18 protein-coding genes are annotated in these 21,353 nt (G+C 57.6%); 5 read left to right on the top strand and 13 right to left on the bottom strand.

Features of this window, described 5'->3' with window-relative positions; genetic code table 11:
• Position 1: 1 nt before the first annotated feature.
• Together ACEPPP_RS04355 and atpD are read right to left on the bottom strand one after the other, a co-directional pair.
• Positions 2–409, bottom strand: a complete 408-nt coding sequence (locus tag ACEPPP_RS04355) for a F0F1 ATP synthase subunit epsilon (protein WP_374089826.1) — start codon at positions 407–409, stop codon at positions 2–4.
• A complete protein-coding gene (gene atpD / locus ACEPPP_RS04350) occupies positions 406–1,779 on the bottom strand; it encodes a F0F1 ATP synthase subunit beta (RefSeq protein WP_374089825.1) in 1,374 nt (457 codons plus the stop codon). Before atpD ends, ACEPPP_RS04355 begins: the two co-directional genes overlap by 4 nt.
• Positions 1,780–2,000: 221 nt before the next feature.
• On the opposite strand from atpD, the gene ACEPPP_RS04345 reads away from it, so the two are divergent.
• Positions 2,001–2,342, top strand: coding sequence for a zinc ribbon domain-containing protein YjdM (locus tag ACEPPP_RS04345; protein ID WP_374089824.1), 342 nt, complete (start codon positions 2,001–2,003; stop codon positions 2,340–2,342).
• 121 nt (positions 2,343–2,463) lie between these two features.
• Here ACEPPP_RS04345 and ACEPPP_RS04340 read toward each other — a convergent pair whose 3' ends face one another.
• Positions 2,464–3,147 carry a YebC/PmpR family DNA-binding transcriptional regulator gene (locus ACEPPP_RS04340; protein WP_374089823.1) on the bottom strand — a complete coding sequence of 228 codons (684 nt, stop codon included), beginning with the start codon at positions 3,145–3,147 and terminating at the stop codon, positions 2,464–2,466.
• Between the two features lie 109 nt (positions 3,148–3,256).
• On the bottom strand, positions 3,257–6,205 hold the full coding sequence (locus ACEPPP_RS04335) for a TonB-dependent receptor (protein ID WP_374089822.1): 2,949 nt from the start codon (positions 6,203–6,205) through the stop codon (positions 3,257–3,259).
• Between the two features lie 365 nt (positions 6,206–6,570).
• Here ACEPPP_RS04335 and ACEPPP_RS04330 point away from each other — a divergent pair, with 365 nt between their 5' ends.
• Both ACEPPP_RS04330 and ACEPPP_RS04325 read left to right on the top strand, forming a co-directional pair.
• Positions 6,571–7,728 (top strand): pentapeptide repeat-containing protein, encoded by a 1,158-nt coding sequence (locus ACEPPP_RS04330; protein WP_374089821.1) that lies wholly within the window; start codon positions 6,571–6,573, stop codon positions 7,726–7,728.
• A 94-nt stretch (positions 7,729–7,822) separates the two neighbouring features.
• Positions 7,823–8,647, top strand: coding sequence for a hypothetical protein (locus ACEPPP_RS04325; RefSeq protein WP_374089820.1), 825 nt, complete (start codon positions 7,823–7,825; stop codon positions 8,645–8,647).
• 101 nt (positions 8,648–8,748) lie between these two features.
• Here the strand turns inward: ACEPPP_RS04325 and ACEPPP_RS04320 are convergent, their stop codons facing one another.
• Together ACEPPP_RS04320 and ACEPPP_RS04315 are read right to left on the bottom strand one after the other, a co-directional pair.
• On the bottom strand, positions 8,749–9,705 hold the full coding sequence (locus ACEPPP_RS04320; RefSeq protein ID WP_374089819.1) for a PQQ-dependent catabolism-associated beta-propeller protein: 957 nt from the start codon (positions 9,703–9,705) through the stop codon (positions 8,749–8,751).
• Positions 9,706–9,770: 65 nt separating this feature from the next.
• On the bottom strand, positions 9,771–10,454 hold the full coding sequence (locus ACEPPP_RS04315) for a response regulator (RefSeq protein WP_374089818.1): 684 nt from the start codon (positions 10,452–10,454) through the stop codon (positions 9,771–9,773).
• A 24-nt stretch (positions 10,455–10,478) separates the two neighbouring features.
• On the opposite strand from ACEPPP_RS04315, the gene ACEPPP_RS04310 reads away from it, so the two are divergent.
• The gene (locus ACEPPP_RS04310) at positions 10,479–10,742 is read left to right on the top strand and encodes a hypothetical protein (RefSeq protein ID WP_374089817.1); all 264 of its coding nucleotides are present in this window, start codon (positions 10,479–10,481) and stop codon (positions 10,740–10,742) included.
• Between the two features lie 340 nt (positions 10,743–11,082).
• Here the strand turns inward: ACEPPP_RS04310 and fetB are convergent, their stop codons facing one another.
• The 7 genes from fetB to ACEPPP_RS04275 form a co-directional block, all read right to left on the bottom strand.
• On the bottom strand, positions 11,083–11,874 hold the full coding sequence (gene fetB / locus ACEPPP_RS04305) for an iron export ABC transporter permease subunit FetB (RefSeq protein WP_374089816.1): 792 nt from the start codon (positions 11,872–11,874) through the stop codon (positions 11,083–11,085).
• Positions 11,861–12,523, bottom strand: coding sequence for an ATP-binding cassette domain-containing protein (locus tag ACEPPP_RS04300; RefSeq protein WP_374089815.1), 663 nt, complete (start codon positions 12,521–12,523; stop codon positions 11,861–11,863). The genes fetB and ACEPPP_RS04300 overlap by 14 nt, the downstream gene beginning before the upstream one ends.
• A gap of 55 nt (positions 12,524–12,578) precedes the next feature.
• Positions 12,579–12,797, bottom strand: a complete 219-nt coding sequence (locus tag ACEPPP_RS04295) for a hypothetical protein (protein WP_374089814.1) — start codon at positions 12,795–12,797, stop codon at positions 12,579–12,581.
• A 145-nt stretch (positions 12,798–12,942) separates the two neighbouring features.
• A complete protein-coding gene (locus ACEPPP_RS04290) occupies positions 12,943–13,623 on the bottom strand; it encodes a response regulator transcription factor (protein WP_374089813.1) in 681 nt (226 codons plus the stop codon).
• 24 nt (positions 13,624–13,647) lie between these two features.
• Positions 13,648–15,261: an ATP-binding protein gene (locus ACEPPP_RS04285; RefSeq protein ID WP_374089812.1), complete on the bottom strand. Its 1,614-nt coding sequence runs from the start codon at positions 15,259–15,261 to the stop codon at positions 13,648–13,650.
• 5 nt (positions 15,262–15,266) lie between these two features.
• Complete coding sequence (locus ACEPPP_RS04280; protein WP_374089811.1) at positions 15,267–15,860, bottom strand: hypothetical protein; 594 nt, start codon at positions 15,858–15,860, stop codon at positions 15,267–15,269.
• 22 nt (positions 15,861–15,882) lie between these two features.
• Positions 15,883–17,448, bottom strand: a complete 1,566-nt coding sequence (locus tag ACEPPP_RS04275; protein WP_374089810.1) for a sensor histidine kinase — start codon at positions 17,446–17,448, stop codon at positions 15,883–15,885.
• A gap of 221 nt (positions 17,449–17,669) precedes the next feature.
• Between ACEPPP_RS04275 and ACEPPP_RS04270 the strand changes: the two genes are divergently transcribed.
• Positions 17,670–21,320, top strand: coding sequence for a hypothetical protein (locus ACEPPP_RS04270; RefSeq protein WP_374089809.1), 3,651 nt, complete (start codon positions 17,670–17,672; stop codon positions 21,318–21,320).
• Positions 21,321–21,353 lie beyond the last annotated feature (33 nt).

The following is a 21,353-nucleotide window of genomic DNA, read 5'->3' as shown; positions in this document are numbered from 1 at the left end:
TTTAACTCCCGCGGCGTTGATGGCTTAACTCGGCTAGCCGTTTGACCAGCGAGTGTTCGATTTCGGAGAGCGCGGCGCGCGCGCGGTGCACTTCTGAGTCGGTCTGCTGCATCGCTTCTTCCAGATCCGCGCAAATCGCGTCCGGGTCGGTGCCGAGAAAATAGCGCACCGTGGTCACCGTCAAGCGGTTGTCGGCAAAACGCAAAACTCCGCCCGGCATCGCGAGGTAGCGCCAGTGTCCGCTGTCATCACAGAAGCGCGCCAGCCCGTAACGCAACAGGGCGACCGTATGCGCATGGCCGGCCAGGATGCCGAAACTACCGCCTTCGTCGGCCGCGATGAACTGGCGGACCTTCTCGAAGCGGGTCAGCTCCAGGGTGTCGATCAAGGTCAGATCAAACGTTTTCATGCCGGCATCGCGCCCTTCATATAACAGTCGGCCTCGCTGAACCGGTCGAATTTGCCGTCGATGAAGGCCTCGCAGTCGCTGATCGTCTGTTCGAGCGGCACGCGCACGCCGGGGATGCCGGTATGGTCGGCGACCGTGTTGAAAGGCTGCGTCAGGTAGCGCTGCAGGCGCCGGGCGCGCTCGACGATCAGGCGGTCTTCCTTGGACAATTCCTCGATGCCGAGCATCGCGATGATGTCTTCGAGTTCGTGATAGCGCGACAAATGTTCGCGCACCGTGCGGGCGACCTGGTAATGGCGGTCGCCGAGAATCCGGTGATCCATCATCCGGCTGCCCGAGCGCAACGGGTCGATCGCCGGATAAATGCCCTTGGCGGCCTGCTGGCGGGACAGGATCACTACGCTGTCGAGGTGTCCCAAGATCGTCGCGACGGCCGGATCGGACATGTCGTCGGCCGGCACGTACACCGCCTGCACCGAGGTGATCGAGCCGGAGCGGGTCGAGACGATGCGTTCTTCGAGCGAGGCGACTTCGGTCAACAGGGTCGGCTGATAGCCGACGGTCGCCGGCATGCGCCCGAGCAGCCCCGAAATCTCGCTGCCGGCCTGCACGAAGCGGAAGATGTTGTCCATCAGGAACAGCACTTCCGTTTCGAGCGTATCGCGCAGGTATTCGGCATAGGCCAAGGCCGTATAGCCGACATGGAAACGCACGCCGGGCGACTCGTCCATCTGCCCGAAGACCAGTAGGGCCCGTTCCAGCACGCCGGCCTCGCCCATCTCCTTCCAGAGTTCATGGCCCTCGCGCATCCGCTCGCCGACGCCGGCATAGACCGAGACGCCCTGCATCGCGCTGCTGACCGCATGCATGAACTCCATCATCAACACGGTCTTGCCGACGCCGGCGCCGCCGAACAGGCCGGTCTTGCCGCCGCGCACGAAGGGGCACAAGAGGTCGATCACCTTGATGCCGGTTTCCAGGATACGGCTGGCCGGCAAAGTCTCCGAGAGCAAGGGCGGCGAGGACAGGATATTACGGTAGGTCGCAGAAGGCAGGGCAGGGTCGCCGTCCAAGGCTTCGCCGAAAACGTTCAGCATGCGCCCGAGACAGGACGGATCGACCGGTACATGCAGCGGCGCGCCGCGGTCGAATACCGGCATGCCCCGGTACAGGCCCGAAACCGGAGACAACGCGATCGCGCGGATCAATTCGGGGGTGAGGTGCTGATAGACGACCAGCACATAGCGTCCGCCGCCGTTGACCACATCGAGTGCCTGGCCGATCGGCGGCAAATAATTGCAATGCACGTCGACCACCGGCCCATGCGCCGCTTCGATCCAGCCGACTGTCGTTTCGTTTGGCGGTAACATAGACTCCCGCAGCGGATTAAATATCCGCAGATTCTAGCATACTCCGTTGGCATGAAGGGGAGGGCGCCGACAAATTATCAGGCGGCGAGGCGATCGACGGCTTGATAAGCCGCCCACGATAAGGTCTAGATGTTGGACAAATCGCGCCCAAATCTGGCATGATGGGCGCCCAATTTGCCTTGTATGTCAAGGCTCTGATCAATCACCCTGAAGGAAAAGCAATGAGTAATCTTCCCCCATGCCCGGCATGCGGCTCCGAATTCACCTACGAAGACAACGGTCTCTTCATTTGCCCCGAATGCGCGCATGAATGGTCAACCGCCGCAACGGCCGAAGACAGCGGCGATGTGCGCGTGATCAAGGATGCAAACGGCAACGTATTGCAGGACGGCGACAGCGTGACCGTGATCAAGGACCTCAAGGTCAAAGGTTCGTCGCTGGTCGTGAAGGTCGGCACCAAGGTCAAAAACATCCGTCTGGTTGACGGCGATCATGACATCGACTGCAAAATCGACGGTATCGGCGCGATGAAGCTGAAGTCGGAATTCGTGAAGAAGATTTGAGGCCTGGCTGGCGGACGGCATTTCGCATTCATGCTAAGGCGATTTACATGAATCCGTTGTCTGAGCGGAGCCGAAGCCGACAGCGAGTTTCGGCTCCGCTCAGCCTCCCTATCGGCCGGCTTCAATACTCGGCATCATGAAAAACGTTCTGCACATCGTCCAGATCGTTCAACATATCCAAAAACTTTTCAAACAAGGCAATATCGTCGCCGCTGATCTTCGTGGCGCCTTTGGGCACGAATTGAATTTCGTCCGCCTCGAAATCAATCTCACCCAATAAATCGGTCAAGGCTTGCTTGGCCTTCGCGTAGTCGGCCTGCGGCGTGAACACGGTGATTTTTCCCTCTTCGTTTTCAATATCGGTCACATCCACATCTGCCGTCAGCAGGGCTTCGAGAACGGCGTCTTCGTCGGCGCCCTTGAATGCCAGGATGGCGGCATGGTCGAACATGTGGCTGACCGTGCCGGGGGTGCCGATCTTGCATTTCGTCTTGGTAAAACACAGACGGACATCGCCGAAAGTCCGGTTAGGGTTGTCGGTCAGACAATCGACAATCACCATGCAGCCGCCGGGGCCAAAGCCTTCATAACGTGCCGGCGCGAAATCTTCGCCGCCGCCGCCTTTCGCTTTGTCGATGGCTTTTTCAATCACGTGGGCAGGCACCTGATCTTTCTTGGCGCGATCGATCAACCCCCGTAAGGTCAGGTTTCCGGCCGGGTCGATACCGCCCGATTTAGCGCACACATAAATTTCGCGCCCGTATTTGCTGTAGACCTTGGTCTTGGCGTCAGCCGTTTTGGCCATGGAAACTTTACGGTTTTGATAGGCTCTACCCATGGGGTTGTTGCTCCATTGAAAACAAAAAGAGGCAGATTTTACAGGCAAGTAGATGCAAAGGAAATCTTTTTGCCTTTTAAAACGACAGCTCCACCCCCACCCAATAGGCCCTTGGCGCGCCGGGACCAATAAACGTGCTGCTCAGCCAGTCCCGGGAATTGTAATTCCAGCCGCTCGGGCCTATCGCGCCTCTTTCCGACGGTGAAAACGGATTGACCCCAAGCCGCCCGGCCGTGGCGTACTGGCGGTCGAACACGTTGTTGATCATGCCGAAAAACGACAGTCCCTGGGTGACTTCGTAGCGGGCCTTCAGGTTGAAGATCGCATAGCCCGCCACGCTGCCGGGGTCCTTGTACTGACGCCCCCGGGTCAATACGGTCTCGCCGGTGGGGGTAAAGGCGTAATAATAGTGGTAGGCGCCCTGGGTATGTTCGTTGTTTTCGTTGCCGCGCACGTACGACGACGAATGCGCGATCATGTTGATCCCCAGCGTCCATTTGTTGGTCAGATGGAAATTCATGTTGGCGTTGATGTTGTGCAGCGGGATGCCCGGCATGCGGTCCCCCGGATTGACTTCGATCATGTCCTGCAAGGCGACCTTCGGCCGTCCGCTCGCATCGTAGAGGTTCTTGCCGAAATCGTCGTTGATCGACCGTTGTGCGGCGCTGCTGTTGTGCGGGCTCAGCATGTACAGGTGCGACTGGAAGGTTGCGTCGGTATAGCCGTAATTGACCTGAAAGTCGACGATGCCGGCTTTGCCGGAAAAGCCGAACTCGATGCCTTGCCGACGGGTATCGCCGATCGTATCGAAGAAGCTTCTATCGGGGGTGATGCCGACCAGGTAGATGTCGTCCTTCAGGTCGGTCCGGTAAATGCCGGCATTCCAGTTCCAATCACCGAACAGCTTGCCACGCATGCCGAATTCAAACGAATTGGCGAAAATTTGCGGCAGAAAAGGATCGCCGGACAAGGTTGTCGGCAGGGTGCAGGAGCCGCCGATCGTCGACAGGCTTTTCGGCGCTTTCTGTGAGTTGGGATCGCCGGGATTCAGCGGCACCAGGGTGCCGTCATAGGCGCAGCCCAGTTCGACGCTGGAAGGCGCGCGAGTGCCCTGGCTCCAGTTGAAGAACAGATTCAGATCCTTGTAGGGGACGTTCGAATCCTTGAACGGCAGATAACTGATGCCGACGGAGGGATTGAACGAGGTGTAATCGAACACTTCCGAGGTGGGCGTCTCGCCGTATCTGCCGAGGCCGTTATAAGGGTCCTGGGCGAAATAAATATCGTTCAGCCAGTTGTTGATGTGGTAGTTCGGGGCGTCCGGACAGGAAGCGGGATCGCCGCCGTTGCAGAGAATCACATCGGGCCGGTGTTTGTTAAGGTTCTGGATGTCGCTCAGGCTGTCGTAGCCGGCGCGGGTGCGCGCGCGCATCCGGTTTTTGACCCGGGTACGGTTAAAACGGCCGGAAACGCTCAGGTGCAGGTTGTCCTCGGGCGAATAGGTTTCGCTGAAATAGCCGCTGAAGGTCGTCGATTTGCCGGAAAACGAGTTGTTGTGAATGTCTTGTTGCCCGGCGGTAAAAATCGGGTCGATATGCGCGGGGTCGCTGTACACCCGGTGACTCGCGTCGATCAGGCCGAGGCGCTGGCGGGTATCGAAATCGGTGCCGGCGTCATCGATCGAACCGCCCACCATGAACTTATGCTTCGGGTTATTCCAGTTTAATTGCAGGGAAGCGCCATCGGTCAGTTGGCCGATATCGGTCTTGCTGAGCACGCCGATCGGCGTGCCGTCGATCAGGCCTTTGGGGGAATGGCGCGGGTCCGTCGAGATCGGGTCGGTGTTGTCGCCGTAAGCGCCGTTACGCGGCCCGGTGTTCGATACATAGCGAAGATTGCGGCAATTACCGTTCAAGGACGGCGCCAGCAAAATATAGTTGCTGTCATCGACGCTGAGATTTTTTTGATTCAGCGTGCCGTCATCGATGACACCGTCTTCATCCCGATCCAGGCCGTAGTCGGGGACGCCATCCCGGTTCCCATCCGGCATCTGGCAGACCGCCCTGTTTCCCGCGGTGCCATTGGCCACCATCGGCCTGTCATCCATTTCATCGAAGTCCTCATAAATGTCGCCGGCGATCGCGCTGCGCTGGCTGTCGCGCCGATAAATCTGCCCGGTCAGGCTCCATTCGTCATTGAAAAACCATTCCCCGCCCAGCGTGTATTGCTGCAATTCGTTTTGCGTGCTGTCCGGCGACGTGAAGACCGATTCGGGATTTTTCCGGTAAAGATCGGTCGGGATCAGCCCATTGCCCAAAAGGTCGTTGCCGACCAGCAGGCTGCTGAACTTGAGCGCGTAGTTGTCGCCGCGCAAATCGAGGCGCGCGAAGCCCTGGTTCACCTGCGAAGGCGAGTTATCGCGCCAGCCTTCCTCGTCGAAGCCGGTGAACGAGATGAAGCCGCCCACGGTGCCGTTGTTCCAGCCGGCAGACAGGTCGCCTTTTTTTCTGTCCCAGGAGCCGCCCTGAAAACGCACGTTGACGCCGGCGTCGTCAAAACCGTTTTTGGTGCGCAGCGACAAGGCGCCGCCGAGCGTATTCAAGCCGAACAGCGGATTGGAGCCGGGAAACACATCCATGCCCGCTAAGGCGTTCATCGGGATCAAATCCCAGTTCACGACGTCCCCGAAAGGCTCGTTCACGCGTACGCCATCCAGAAACACCGAAAGCCCCTGCGGCGTGCCGATCTGCGGCGACGCGGAAAAGCCGCGGTAGCTGATGTCCATCTGAAACGGGTTGCCCTGATAGTCGTTCACATTGACCGACTGCAAGCGGCTGTTCATCAGGTCGCCCATGCTGGTGGCCATGGAATCCTTGATGTCTTTGCGGGTGATCGATTGGATGTTGCCGGGAATTTGCTCCTTGTCGAGCTGCAGGCCTTCCAGCGGTCCGAGTTTGGTGACCGGCTTGCCTTCGACAACGACGGCATCCAGCGCGCTGGCGTCATCGTCAATGTTCTCCGCCAAACTCTGCCATGACGGAGTCATCAAGGCGACCATGAAAATAAACGATGAGGTTGGGTAAGGGCGAAGCTCGCCGGTTATCGAAAAAACGGTTTTGGGCGTGGAAGGCATCTTGTTTTCAAGTCGTAAGTGCAGTTGCGAAGCCATTGCGGCTAACGGTCGTTATCGGACCGGGCCGAGATTTTAATGGACTCGCATGCCCCCTCAGAAGGGAAAAATTCCTTTGTTTCGAGCGTATTTGCCCGAAGGATAGAACGGGATTTTTTCCCGGTCATTTCAGGAGCTTTTCCCGCCTTTGAGGGGCGCAGCCGCCGGTAGAATTTAATAAAGGTATTTGCCTAAGCCGGCATGGGTAAGCGAGCGCATTGATGAAAATTCGGAAAAACACTTTCTTGGCCGCCCTCGGCATGACGGTGATGGCGGGCATCGGTTTTGTCGGCGTAAAAGCCGCTCAACCGGTTGTTGCAGCCGAAGGGCAAACCCGCGCGCGGCTCGAAAAGCGGCCGCAGCCGCCTGTTGCCGTGGCGCTGAATCTTGCTGGCGATACAACCCTTCAAATGCAGCCATTTGCGGCCGAAGCAGAGGCGATGGCCGCGCCCGGCCGGCACGGTTCCCGGAAGTTGCCCGGCGTTTTCCGCGGCGACTGGGGCGAAACGCCGGTTTATGCGCGCAACGACCGGGTCAACTATGAACACGCGGCCTATTTGAGCCTTGAGGACGACAATCAAAATCAGCCGCCTTCGACGAGCCCGGCATTCTGGGTCAGGGTGAAAAAATTCAAGGAAAACGATCCGGCAGCCTGCCTTTCGCCGGGTCAGGGCGCCGATTTGAGCCAATGCGACTTTAGCGAGGCGGTCAGTTTAAAGGACAGAAATCTCCGCGGCGCGGTGCTGAGCAAGGCGCGGCTGAGCGGCGAACTGGGCGGCGCCGACCTGAGCGGCGCCAATCTGCACGGTGCCGCGGTGATCGGCTCTCTGGTGATCGGCCCGGATACCCGTCTCGATCATGCGAATCTGTCGCAGCTGCAATCCGACGGCAACAATCCGCTGATTGCCGAAGGAGCCAACCTGAACCACACCAATTTTTCCGCGGCGAGCCTCTATGGCGCCCGGATGGCGGGCGCTAACCTCGGCGGCGCCGATTTGACCGGCGCCACGCTGACCGGAGCGGAGCTACGCGAAGCCCGCCTCGAGGGCGTTTCCCTCGCTAAAGCCAATTTGAGTTATGCCAATCTGGCTGCCGGCGAACTGGCCAATGCCGTGCTCAGCGAAGCCGATTTGAACGCGGCAAACTTGACCGACGCCGACTTCTCGCACAGCAATTTGCAGCAGGCCAATCTGGCCGGTGCGGAGTTGACGGGAACCGATCTTTCAGGCGCCGACTTACGCGGCGCCAATCTGACGGCCGCCAAAGGCACGGCGAGCGCCATCGTCGATAGCGCGACCGATTTCAGCGGCGCCATCTGTCCGGACGGCGCCGGCGTGGATGGGAATCAGGTCACGACCTGTATCGGGCATGGTTTCTAATGCCATGTCCGCTTTTCAAGGAAGAAAATTCGATGTCTGTGCAGGGCCTCTGCCAGCGCCAGACGCTTGTTAACGATAAATCTTAGGAAACAACATGAAAAAAACCTCGCTTCTCAGCGCGATGATCGGCGTTTTGAGCATCGTCTCGACCTCGGCCATGGCAACGGGCTTTGTGACCTTGCCGTCGACCGGGTTTACGGTGTCCGGCGGCACATCGGCCTACACACTCTGCAATACCACCGGCGATTTCGGTACTTATGAATCCATCGAGCCGACATTCGATCCCAACGGAGGGGAGAACAACACCTGCGCGGTGCCAAGCAATAATCCGCCCGAATCCGGCTATACCGAGGTGGCGAGCGCGAGTCGCAATGTCGTGACCAACGGCGTCACGATTGCCACGTTGACCGACAAAGTCTGGCGCAACTCGGCCGGCACGAGCTGCATTTACGGCGCCAAACTCAAGATGAAGAACGCCGATTACAACCCCAATGTGGGGGGCACGCAATATTTTGAAGTGAACGATTTGCAGCGTGCGGGCTTTAGCGATCGGGGACCGGTTTCTATCGCCTACAATTTCGTGACCCGTGCCGCCGGGCAGTCCGACGAGGTGCTGTTCCGGGCCGGTCTGACCAAAACCGCGGTGGTTCATCAAGTAGGCGACGATGACCAGCCTTTGACCTCGGTCGCGCCGATCAGCACCAATTGGGTCGACTTTACTTCGGACGTCAATTATAACGATCCGGATGGGTCCTCGATGCGCGATTCCTCCTGGTTCTTCGTCAAGAGCGGTTGCACCTCGGCCACCCCGGCGGCGCTCACCGGCGCCTTGAAAGTCCGCCAATTGGGCCAGGAAGGCCAACCAGACCTCACCATCTCGGTCGACGCTTATGCGCCGGCAGGGGCTAATACCAATTAGTCCGGCAAAACCGTAATCGCCGCCGGCGGCGATTACGGTTTACCATGGCTGGCGCTATCGCGGTGACTGCCTCCCACAGCTATCGGGAGGGTGAGGTAAGGCTAAGGCTTGACCGCGACGCCCCACGGGTAATGCCCGACGCCGATCGATTTGCTGACGCTCATCGCTTCGAGATCGATGATCGAGATGTCGTTGCTGACGCCGTTGGTCGTATAGAGCCGTTTTTGATCCGGCGAAAAGGCCAGATTCCAGACCCGCTGGCCGACCAGGAAATAATTCTCGACTTCCAAGGTTTGCGCATTGATCAGCGCGACCCGGTTCGCCGGCCCCAGCGCGACATAGGCCCATTTGCGGTTCTGGTCGATCGCGACCCCGACCGGCTGGATCATGTCTTTCGTGACCCCCGGAACCTCGAATTTGATCGTCTTGATGATCTTGCGCGTTTCCGCATCGATCACGGTCGCCGTGCCGCCGAGTTCCGAAGTGACCCATAATTGCTTGCTGTCGGCGGTAAATGCCATGCCGCGCGGCCGCGTGTCGACCAGCGTGTTGTCGACGATCTTCAGGCTTTTCTGCTCGATCCAGTGCACCATGTTCGTCGCTTCCGACGCATTCACGACCCATTTCGAATCCGGGCTGACCGCGACCGGTTCCGGCTCGACGCCGACCTTGATCTGTTTGACCGCCTTTTTGGACGGAATGTCGATCGCGGTGACCAGGCTGTCGTCTTCATTCGAGACATAGAGACGGTTGCCCTCGGGATTGATCGCGAAGGTTTCAGGATCCTCGCCGGACGGCAGCGTGCCGATCACTTGCAGCGTGTTCGTGTCGACGATCTGCAGCGTGTCGTCGTCGCCGGCGGCGATGTAAAGCTGCTGCAGGTCCTTGCTGAGCACGATGCCGCGCGGCCGTTGGCCGACCGGGACCGTTTTGATCAGCTTGCCTTCGATCGGATCGACCACCGCCAGCGCGTTGTCTTTTTCCAAGGTCACGAAAAGGGTTTCGGCATGCGCCTGGCCTCCGGCCAGGAGTAGAGCCGCGCAAAATAGGCGTTTCATAATGTCTCCAAATTGAGTGAGGGAATAAGTTTTTCGGAAAGCAAAAATGGAGGACGGGGATCGCATCAAACCGGCTGCAATTGCCCCGTCCCTTCGCTATAAGGCGATTGAATCAAGCCGTGGCGACTGGCCAGCAGGGTCATTTCGGCCATCGTCTTCACTTCGAGCTTGTCCTTGATCGCGGTGCCGTGATTGCAGACCGTCTTGTAACTCAGACACAGCTTTTCGGCGATTTCGCGCGGCGCCAGGCCGTTCGCGAGCAAACAGAAAATATCGAATTCGCGCGGCGACAATTGCTTGATGATGTTGGCTTCGTCCTGCGCGTATACCATCGACATCGCGACTCGTTGCGCCAGTTCCGGCGCGATGAAGCTTCCGCCTTCGGCGAGCGTACAGACCGCGGTAACCAGGGTGTCCGGGATGCTGGATTTGATGATGTAGCCCTTCGCTCCGGCCTTCAGCGCGCGCGTGGCAAAGATCGGCTCGTCATGGATGCTGAATACCAGGATCTTGCAACGCGGATCGCGCAGGATCAGCCGGCGGATCGTTTCGAAACCGCCGATACCGGGCATCGAAATATCCAGCACCACCACGTCCGGCTGTTTCCGGTTATACAGTTGACAGGCGCTTTCGCCGCGGTCGGCTTCATCGATCGTGCCGATTCTCTCGCACAGGGAGAGATAGGCTTTATAACCGGCCCTGACGACCGCATGGTCGTCGACCAATAACACGTTGATTCTTTCCGACATGCTCGCCCTCCAAATGAAGCGCGCATGATGTGCGTTATCGGCGGCAAAATCCATAGGAAAAATTCCCGATTTGTACACTTTGGCAAAGCCAGGATTCTCTTCCGACTGTTTTACGCGCTGTTCGCGCAAAACACGATGGGAACGAAAAATATCAATGTGGGCGGCGAAGCATTTATCCCGCGGGAAAATGGGAAAATTTCCCTGCCGGGTTTCCATGCATGCCTCTACAATGCCGAACGTTCATCATCATGTTTCCTGCAACGGCGTCTGCGTTCGGAAATCAGGTGAACTCAGGCAGGAGAAGGTCGTTGGCCGCCACTTAGCCATCGGCGCATCGAGTGCTTGTATCGCTCCGGCCGATAGTCATGTATGTGCCTACATGCGAATCGGTCGTATCAATGGGCTGTTGTCTTCTTCACACTCGATCTGCGGCCGCTTTCAAGGCGACCGCGGATTTTTTTATCGGAAGAGACGCAAAATTTGATACCCAGTTGCTAGCCAGTGTGAGGGTAATTTGGAAGGGGCTTCGTCGATCGCGAAAATGCCGCGTTGTGCCGGCAAATATTTCGACACTATTCTTTAATCACATCCGCTAAAAGGGCATGGAGACTTGGCTGCGCGCCACAAACTAAGGCTTCTCGATCAATTCATTCTTCAACACGTCAAACGCGTCGAAGGCAATATTTAGGCTGAGTTTCAAGTTAATGATACTGGCGAGGGTGGTACTGGTGAAGATACAGATCATGATGGCGATTTGGTATTTCACCGCTAGCCAAGGCTCGCTTCCGCCCAGAATTTGCCCCGTCATCATGCCAGGCAGCGATACCAGGCCCATGGTCGCCATGCCGGCGATGGTCGGATTGATCGCGGCTTTGACGGCCTCGCGAAAGTAAGGTTGCACGGCTTCCCAGCGTGTCGCCCCCAGCATCAGAAAGGTCGTGTATTCGTTCTCGTTCTTGCGTAAAGCCGAATAGAAGCGTTCCAGTGCGATGACGTTGCCTTGTAGACAGTTGCCGAGGATCATGCCCGCCAAAGGCACGATATAACGGGCATCGTAAAAGTGTGTCGGCTGGATGACCAGGACCACCAGAAAAGCGGTGGAGAACAGTATGCTGGAGGCAATGGCCGAAAAGGTGGCGAGCGCAAAATAACGCACTTTAAGTCCTGAACGCCGCAGGATACTGACATCGGCGACTAACAGCATCATCAGTATCCATAAGCCATTGAGCCAAGGATCGTTAAGATCGAATAGGATTTTCAGATAGAATCCGACCAGCGCTAACTGGAGGCTCATGCGCAGAACGCCGATGCCAATATCCCGGCTCAAGCGCAGACCCATCAGCCAGAGCAGTAACCCCGGCAGCAAACAGAGGCCATAGAGAAGCGCCATCTGCGGCAGCTGAATATCAAGGGTTTTCATGTCGCTTTTCCTGAGTCAATCGCCCCGCTTCCAGTCCAAAAATCATATCACAGCGCTCCAGCCACTCGGGGTCGTGAGCGACAGACAGCACGGTCAGATCGGGATCGGAGAAAACATCGAACACCGCTTGCTTGCTTTCCGCGTCGAGTGCGCTGGTCACCTCGTCCAGCAGATACAATTTTTTACCCAAGAGCAGGCCTCGAGCCAGCGCAATCCGCTGTTTTTCGCCCCCGGAAATACGGTTGCTATTCTGGCTTAAAATGTCGACGGGCAATTGCAGTCGTTGCAACACCTCAATGAGTTGCCTATCCGTAGGTCGATGTTCGCGATGCGCTTTGAATTGAAAAGGCAATAGCAGTGCATCGCGTACGGTTTCAGCCCCCAAAATCGGCTCTTGCCCGATGTAGGCGGTGCAGCTTCGAATCGTCTGAACGGAGGCTGGAGTCAGCGGTTTTTCCTGAAAGTAAACCCTGCCTCGGGTTAGAGGAAGGAGACCCAACACGGTTTTCAGGACACTGCTTTTACCGGAGCCGGATTTGCCGTAAAACACCGCTTTTTGTCCTGGGAAGAGCGTAAAGCTGATGTCCGATAGAATCGTTTTTTCGTGGGCGGTGACGAATACCTGGTCGAATCGAATGAGAGGGGACATTCAGTGATTATTCTAAATTGAATTCGTCCTATTCAAGGCGAGGCGGCATCTCGGCTTAGATGTGATGCGTATGCAGCCCCAATGCCTTTAGCTGCGCTATTTCTTCGGGTGTTGCGGATACGATTGTATGAAAAGTCCAAGACATGGGGTCGATAACGTCGTTGTTCTCGGTCACTAAAACCGGGCGTCCGTGACTGCTGGCCGAATGCTCGGTGGTGATTTCGATGTCGCAGTCTGTGGGTTCCTCGTTGGGTAATGCAAATTGGGTTTTCATGGTTTCTCCTCGTTAATAATCTCGGTGCTGTCCGCGCCTGTTTTCTGTTCGGCCGATTCATCAGGACAGGGCTCAATGTCGGGACCGGAAACCCGCGGTACAAAATTTTAGAGCTCAGCGCGAGGATAAAGTGCCTTGACACCGTTTAGGACGCATCCAGTTTATAGCCGTACCCGCGCACCGTCTTCAGCAGTTTCAGCTCAAAATCATCATCGACTTTTCGCCGCAACTGGCGAATGTAGACATCCACTACATTGGTCAAAGGATCGGCGCTGTAGCCCCAGACTTGTTCAAGAATCCGGGTGCGGCTCAGCACTTTGCCCTGCATACGCATTAAGCATTCCAGCAAGGCAAATTCCTTCGGCGTCAGGTCGATGAGGGTGTCGCCCCGTTTCACTTCGTGCGTTTCCCCGTTCAATACCAGGTCGGCTATGCGCAATTCCTTGGCTTCGGTTTTGGGCTCGCCGCCGCGGCGGCGCATCAGCGCCTCGATTCGGGCCAGCAGTTCCTCGAATGCGAAAGGCTTGGTCATGTAGTCATCGGCGCCGGAGCGCAGGCCGGCCACCTTATCCTGCACCGTATCCCGTGCCGTCAACATCAGAATCGGGGTGTCGACGCCATTGTTGCGTAAATGCTCGCAAATTTGCCTACCATTCATGATGGGCAAGCCCAAATCCAGAATGATAGCCTGAAATTGACCCTCGATCCCCATCGTTATCGCTTCCGGCCCGCTCCGGGCCACCTCGACGGCATAGCCTTCGGCTTTCAGCCCGCGCTGAATAAAATCGACGATGCGTTCATCGTCTTCGACTAGCAGAACTCGCATGGTGCCGGTACCTATAATATGAAATTATTTTTGATGGCTTGGATTGTGATCCGGCCCGGCCGTGAGCAGCGGCAGCGAGACCGTAAAAGTCGAGCCCGAGTTTTCCGCGCTGGTGACCGTGATACGCCCGCCGTGCGCCTTCAGGATGGATTTAGCCATCGGCAAGCCCAGGCCGGTGCCGTCCTCGCGGGCATGGAGGGCATTCCGGCTGCGGAAGTGGCGCTTGAAAATGCGTTCCAAATCCTCGGACGGTATGCCTATGCCCTGATCGGTCAGGCTGAAACTGGCTTCGCTTCCATCCATCCGCAAGGCGACCGTGATGCGTCCTCCGGGGTTCGAATAGCGGCAGGCATTGTCGCCCAGAATGAACAGCACCTGCCTAAGCCGTTGTTTGTCGCCGCGCACCCAAACGGGACCGGCGGGCGCATCCAGGGCAACCGAAATCGATTTTTCTTCGGCCATCACCTGAAAATCTTCGACCACGCCGGCCACGAGTTCGGACAGGTCCACGCTGTCCCATTCAAATTGCAGGTTGGCGGTTTCGGTGCGGGCCAGAAACATCAGGTCGTTGACGTATTTTCCCAATTGCATGGACAACTCGACGATGCGCTGCAAGGCGTCTTTATATTCCTCGGCCTCGCGTTCCTGTCCGCGCAGGGTCACTTCGGCCTCGCCGCGTATCACGGTGATCGGCGTGCGCAGCTCGTGGCTGATGTCGGCTAAAAACTCCCGCCGCGCGATGTCCATGCGTTTTAATTCCTCATTTAAGCGGTTCAGCTCGAAAGTCCGTTCGGCCACTCTTTTTTCCAGCACCGCGCGTCCCTCGCGCAGTTTATCTTGCTGAACGTTCAACTCCTCAGCCATTTGATTGAAGTGGCTGGCGAGGTAGGCGAATTCATCGCGGGTATCGAGCGTGATGCGATGATCCAAATTACCGGAGGCGATTTCGTCGGTGCCCTTCATCAAGGCTTCGATGGGTTTCCTAACGCCGCGAAGCAGTAATATGCCGGAGGTGAGGCTGAACAGCGCGGCAAGCACTGACGCCAAAATGGCGATCCAACGCGAGTGCGCCACCAAATCTTCCAGTTCTTGCTTGGCTTTGCCGGCCTTTTCGCGTTCGGCGCTGATCGCGGCATCGATCAAGGGCTGGAATCTTCCGTCGATTTCTTCTTCCGAGAATTTCGAGAGTGCCTGCACCGCCTTTTCGATCTGGCCCTGCTGGCGCAGGCGCTCGACTTCATCGAAGCGGTATTCGCTGGCATCCAGGAAGGCGGTGAAATGGGCGACTCTTTCCAGCTCGGCGGCTTGCGACGTCCCATGGATAGAGTGACTCTCCACGTCTGTCGTCTTCACCGCGGTGTTTCTAAGCGCCTGCATCGCTTCGTAGAGACGATGCTTGGAGGATTCCACGCCGGCTTCGGCTGTTGGGGCTGTCGTCATCAGCCTGTCCATGCGCTGTTTGAAATGGCGATAGGCCTCCTGGGACAAGCGCTCATAATGATCGAAAGCTTCATAGGCCGTTTGGCTGCGCTGAAAATAGCGGGCCACCTGGTTTGATCCCCAATACAGCGCAATGCCTAAAAACAACACGAAACCGAACGAAACGGCGATCGCAATGGCCAAACGGAAACGAAACATGCGTTCTAGTTGGTGCCGTCGCTCTGATCCATCTGTTTTTCCATGGACCGGATGGCTTCCAGTTTTTCTCTTAGCAGACGGTTTTCATCCTTCTTCGATCCCGTTGACTCTTTCGGTTCCAATTCGTCGGGAACCGTTTTATGTTTGCGCTCCACGGTGCCGAGTCTTCTTGGCTGATTGCTCATACGTTTTAAGGCTTCCGTGTGAATGGCGACCAGTTTCCGCGTCCGATCATCGTTTAGGCGGCCGGAGATCGAGCCAACCCCGTTCAGAATTCTGGGGATGTCGCCGCAGGCATCGGATAGCAGGCGGCCTACCATCAGGTGTAGCTGAATCCCTTCCCTGGAGGAACGGGAATCTTTCTGGCGCTTCAGTATTAGCCGGCAGGTCTCGGCGCGTGACGAGGGGGATATGTTGGCCATGGTCGCCCCGAAACCGAGCAGCTCGTCAAAGTCCGATTGTGAATAAGGGTCGTTATAATTGTAATAGGTGGGGGTATAAGCGTTCCAGCCGGAGCCGGAGTTGAACTCGGCGCAGCCGGTCAGCAGCAAAAAGCCGAGTGCTAAGATTGTGTTGCGAATTGAAAGTAATGGCAGCATAGAGATAGGTGTAGCGTATGGTTCAAGCGTCTTGGCTAATCGGTATTTGAACGCGGAGGCGGGCGCCCTGTTGATCTTGTCTTGCGTCGATCACATCGACCTTGCCCTGGTGGTTGGCGACATATTCCTTGACGATGGCCAGTCCCAGGCCGGGACCCTCGGCAGCATCGTCGCCTTCGGCGGCCTTGCCGCGGAAAAAAGGCTCGAACACATGCGCACGTTCGTCGGGCTCGATACCCGGACCCTCGTCTTCGACTTCCAATTCCATCTGGGTGCCCGAATCGCGCAGCATGATACGTATTTCGCCACCCACGGGCGAATATTTCACCGCGTTCGACAACAGCTCCTCGATAATGTTTCGGAGCTGTTCTTTGATGCCGGAAATTTCGATGGGTCTGACCAGCTTTTTCAGGGTAATCGATTTGGCCTGAAGCGGCGTTTCATAATCCTTGATGACCGCTTCAAGCAGGTCCTTCATATTGACGGATTGCTTACGGTTCAGTTCCGGTTTTACGTTGATTTGACTGTAGCGCACCAACTCCTCGGACACCGTTTTCAGTTTTTCGACATTGGCGCTCAGACTCAGTGCAAGGGCCTGTTCCGCACTGTCGGAGGCCTTATCCGCGGCGTTGACGAGCCATTCCGTGCCTTCGCGGATGCCGGCTAAAGGCTGCTCGATTTCGCGGGCCACGTTGTGCATGAACTGTTGTTTCGAAACTTCCAGTTCCATCAAATGCGTGCGCAGCCATTCCAGGCGGTCGCCCAGGTAGCGCAGGTCCGCAGGACCCGTCACGGTGATCGGTTGTTTGAGTTCGCCCGAACCCAGTCGGCGGATCGATACATCCAGTTGGCGCAGCGAACGCGACAGGATGACCAGCAGGGTCACGATGAAGATGAACGAGATGAACAGCAGGACCGCGGCCTTGGTCAACAGCCCTTGTTCGAGGGATTCCGATTGCAGGCGCAATTCATTGAATTCATGGTCGACGTGATTCTCGAATTCGCGCGACAGGGTGTTGGAGGCTTCGCGCAGCCCCTGGAATGCCTCATCGACGGGCAAGCCGGGATTATCTTCGGTCGTCGAGCTGATGACCTGTTGATAGATCAGGTTTTCCTTTTCCGATAATTCGTTGACCAGCAGCGCGATCTTGTTAGCCACATTGAGTTTGAGCAACTCGTTCAAGGCTTGTTTGAAGGATGCCCGCGCCGTTTCATACGATTCCCGTTCATACGGCTGGCGCAGGGCGGGGTCCGACAGCAGAATGAACAGCCGGGCCTTGCGTTCAATATCGGCGGTCTTTTGCAAAACCTGGCGTATGGTTTTGGTCTGTTCGAAGACCTGCGAATTGATGGTTCTGCCCAAGGCCGAGGTCTCGCGCATGCCGAAAGCCGCGTACAGTACCGCTAAAAACAACGGGATCACCGCAATCACGAAGCCTAAAACGATCAGAGATTTTAAGGATAGGCTTTTTTTGAATTTAATTTGGCTTAAAATGGCATTCAGTTTTCCCGATAATGCCGACGTAAATCTCGACACATCCGGTTTTTTGAAAATATCCAAAACAAAGTGGGTAATAAACTCTTTCATAATTTGACGTGTTAGATCGTCAAAAGTCCTTCTCCAACAATCTCTATTTGGGATGATGCGCTGGGGAAAAATGCGCTTTCGGCATCGAAAAATCCGAGTGTGCATCCGGCACATTGACTGGCTAATCCGACCGAATAGGCCCTATTATACACATTTTGCATTGCATCGCTCGCCCACTTGCGCGCGTATCAGTTTGTTCCATATCCAATTTTCCTAAGCTTATGAAGCCATTAACCTTGTTTTTCATGATGGTAAAGGCGGTGCTGCTGGCGCTGGCCGGCTCGTCTCTTGGCCATGCCGGCGTCATCCAGGGATTGCCGGTACAAGGCAGCGCCGACAGGCCCGTTCTGCTGCTTGAACTCGGCCGTGAGCCGGCATCAAGCGGTGTTGACGATAAGACCGCGAGAGTGGCTGCCGGCGAAGTCTCAGGCCACGAAGGCGACACTTCGATTCAGGCTGACAAGGATGAAATCAGTTCTTTGCATCCGGGTTTCGGCAACTGGAAAGTCGGCTTTCGCTTCAAACTCGGCTCCGGCTTTCCGGCCGGTTCGTACACTTTCTGGGCGCGCTGGCGGCAGGGCGGCGATCCTGCGGTCTGCGTGCAGACCTTCGAAGTCTGGGCCGGACCCGATGCATCCAGGCTGGAGTTGCGCGGCTCTTTGTCGATGAAACCGAAGGGGTGGGATTATGCCTGGATAGCCGCCGAGTCGCAGGTCGCCCTGAAGGCCGATGACACGGTCATCGAGGTCAGGGATAGCGGGGCAGGGCATGACGCCAAGGTTTTCGACGCCTTTGTACTGGCTTCACCATTGTCTGCGCTGCCGGCAAGCGGTACGGCAGATAAGCCGGTGGTGCTGCTGGATTTAGGCAAGGCCCCGGCCTTTGCCGCCGTCGAAAAAAATAATTCTCTGCAAGTCCAGCTTGGCGAGGCCACGGCCGGCCCCGGCGCCGCGTCGGTATTGACCGAAAAGGACGAGGTTCAGGTGTTTCACCCGGGCTTCGGCAGTTGGGATGCCGATTTTCGTTTCGCACTGAAGCCTGAGATCGCGCCGGGACAGTATCGTGTTTTTGCCCGCTACAAAAGCGGCGGCGAGGTGTCGCAGGTGGCGCAAAATTTCACGGTCAAGGCCGGGGCGCAGCCCGAACAGCTGGCGACACGCGGCGATTTCGTGCTGACCAATACCACGCCTTGGGAATATCAATGGCTGGAAGCCCCGGCCACGGTCACCGTATTGCCGGGTGATCGCTGGCTGGAAATCCATAATACCGGCAAGGCCGATGGGGCCAAGGTCTTTGACGCATTTTTGCTGAAACTGGAGGCGCCGCTCGGCGATTGGATGAGCGCCGAACAGGCGCAGGCCAGGAATCGCTTTCTGGCATTGACCAAGCCATTGCCGGATGCCAAGCGGCGCCTGTATCTGCTCGATGGCAAGGGCGAAAAGGATGACATCCTGTTTCGGGGACTGGCGGCAGATGCCGCGCGCGCCGGCTATCAAAAGCTGTCGGTAGCATACCGGGTAGGGCAGGACGCCGATGCGCTGGCCCGCCGCCTGAACCTGCCGGCCTTGCCTGCCGCGGTGATGACCGACGACCTTTACGGTGTGCTCGGCGTGCTGGCGGGGCCCGGCAGCGAAGCGGAGGTGGTGAAGTTTCTTGCCGATCCCGAAAAAGTCGGCAAGATGCCTGCGCCGCCTGCGGTCACCGAGGATGTTCCAAAACCGCTGAAGGCCGGTGTGCCGGAAGCTTGGCTGGTGGGGGGATTGCAGGACGGTCTGGCAGGCATGTCAATCGTCGGGCTGGATAGCGAAACCGTGCTGCGGCCGAACCCGGGGCAACCCTACCTGAGCCTGCAAATGATGGGCGGCAAGATGCTGACTTGGCATGCGGCGCCTACGCGAGCCGACGGCAGCGCCGACATCGAGGCCAGCACCGACCACGCCTACGGCTGGTCGCGCGGCAGCGGCTATGCCCAGCTTTACCTGCATGCCGATCAGGCTACCCAGGCGCTGCTGCATCTCAAACAATCCGGCATCAGAACCACGGCTTGGCTGGATGGGCAGCCTTTCGCATTCAGCGATGACCCGAACCCGCCGGCCGGATTTTCATCTTCGATGGAAAAAATGAAAACACTGCTGCACGGACTGACCACCGAAGGCCTGGTCGCCACGGCGTTGTCGGATCGGCCGGAAGCGCCGCGAGTCGCCACGCTGAAGCTGTCGCCAGGATGGCATAGCCTGCTGGTTAAGCTGGTCATGCAGCATGATCAGGGGCAAAGGTTTTATTTCGCCGCCCAGTTTACCGATACCTCTGGCCGACCTCTGGATTCGATCAAGACGCAACTGACCGATCCTTCGGCCGATCCGGCGCTTAACCGCATCGCCGCGAGGCTCCGGCCTTTGATCTTCGTGGATGCGCCGGCCAATCTGCCGCATCCGGGCGATCCTATCAAGCTGAAGGTGGACATGCGTTGGCATCCGGTTCTGGAAGAAACGAGCTTGCCGGCGCCGCTGCCGCGTTTTCCGGCCAAACTGCGGTTGCGCCTGGTCGATTACGGCGGCAACGAGGTGGCGGTCAAGGAAGTCAGCGGTCAGTTCCCCGGCCAGCTCGAAGTCGATTTCGGCAAGATCAACGAGGCCGGTTATTACGCCGTCTATCCGTCTTTCTATACGCCGGAAGGTCGATTGATCATGAATTATCCTGCGGACGGCTTTTCGGTCGTGCGCGGCGCTGCCGAGCAAAAGCGGCGTTTGGACAGCAAAAAACTCTGGAACAACGACTATTACGCCCTGGCCGACGGCGACAAGAGCTTTCATCAGGAAGGCGGCTATTTTACCTGGCTGGAGCGGCTGGGGATTTACAAAAGCTACGGCAGCTATCCGGGCTTTGATCCGCAATATCGGGCACAGTGGGAGCGGGCGAAGCAGCGCGGCCTGGTTTTGTTTGCCGATTCTTCGGGCGACAGTTCCTGGCTGAACGACAATCCGGCGGACGGACAAAAATTCATCGACACCGCCGCGGCATTTACCCGCTTCTTCAAAGCGACCAACGAGATAGACATCCGCCGCGAGCCCGAGTGGCAGAAGCTGCGCGAACCCGCGCACTGGGTGGAGAGGGCCAAGTGGGAGTTCGAACAGGCGCACAAAGCGCGCAGCGACGCTCATTATGTCGGCGGCAGCCTGGTGCGGCCGGGCGAGGAGGGTTGGTTCAAACAGGTACTGCAACTGGGCCTGGATCGCTATCTGGACGCCTGGGATGTGCATGCCTATCCGCAAAAAGCGCCGCGTTTCGGCGGCCCGATCGGCAATGGCGACAGCGAGGACGAACGCGGCGTGCTGGCCGCTTATGCGAGCCTGGGCAGGAAAAACAGTTTGCCTTTCTGGCTCGGCGAGACCGGCGCCAAGGCCATGCACGGCCCGACCGGGCGCCGCTGGCAGGCCGAGCAGGCCGCGAAAATGATCGCCTGGGTCAACAGCCGCAGCGACTATTTGGGCTTGGCGTTCTGCATCGGTCACGAATACGACCTGGCTTACGGGCGGATCTGGGATTATTCGATGGGTCACAAGCCCGGCGAGGCGGCCCTCTATACGGCGGGCGCCTTGATCGACGGCTTGCCTTATCGAGCCGTCGATACCCAGGACAACGCAGTCCAGGCGGCTTACTTTGGCGACACCTTGATGATTTGGCGGAGCGATGAGGCGAGCGGTAAATGGCCGCTACGGCTTGATCCCGGCAAACACTGGCTGAGGGTAGACGTGGTGGGGCATGTCCAGGATCTTCCGGTTGACGCCTCGGGGAATGCGGACATCCCCATCTCCGCCAGCCCTGTTTATGTGTTGGCGCGAACCGATTATGAACGCTTGACAGGAAGGTAGCTAGGTGAGGCATTACGCAACACTCAAGAAAGG

The organism is Methylomicrobium lacus (genome assembly GCF_041897535.1).
In the GTDB taxonomy this organism is placed as follows: domain Bacteria; phylum Pseudomonadota; class Gammaproteobacteria; order Methylococcales; family Methylomonadaceae; genus Methylomicrobium; species Methylomicrobium lacus_A.
This window is presented reverse-complemented; position numbering and strand designations above follow the sequence as displayed.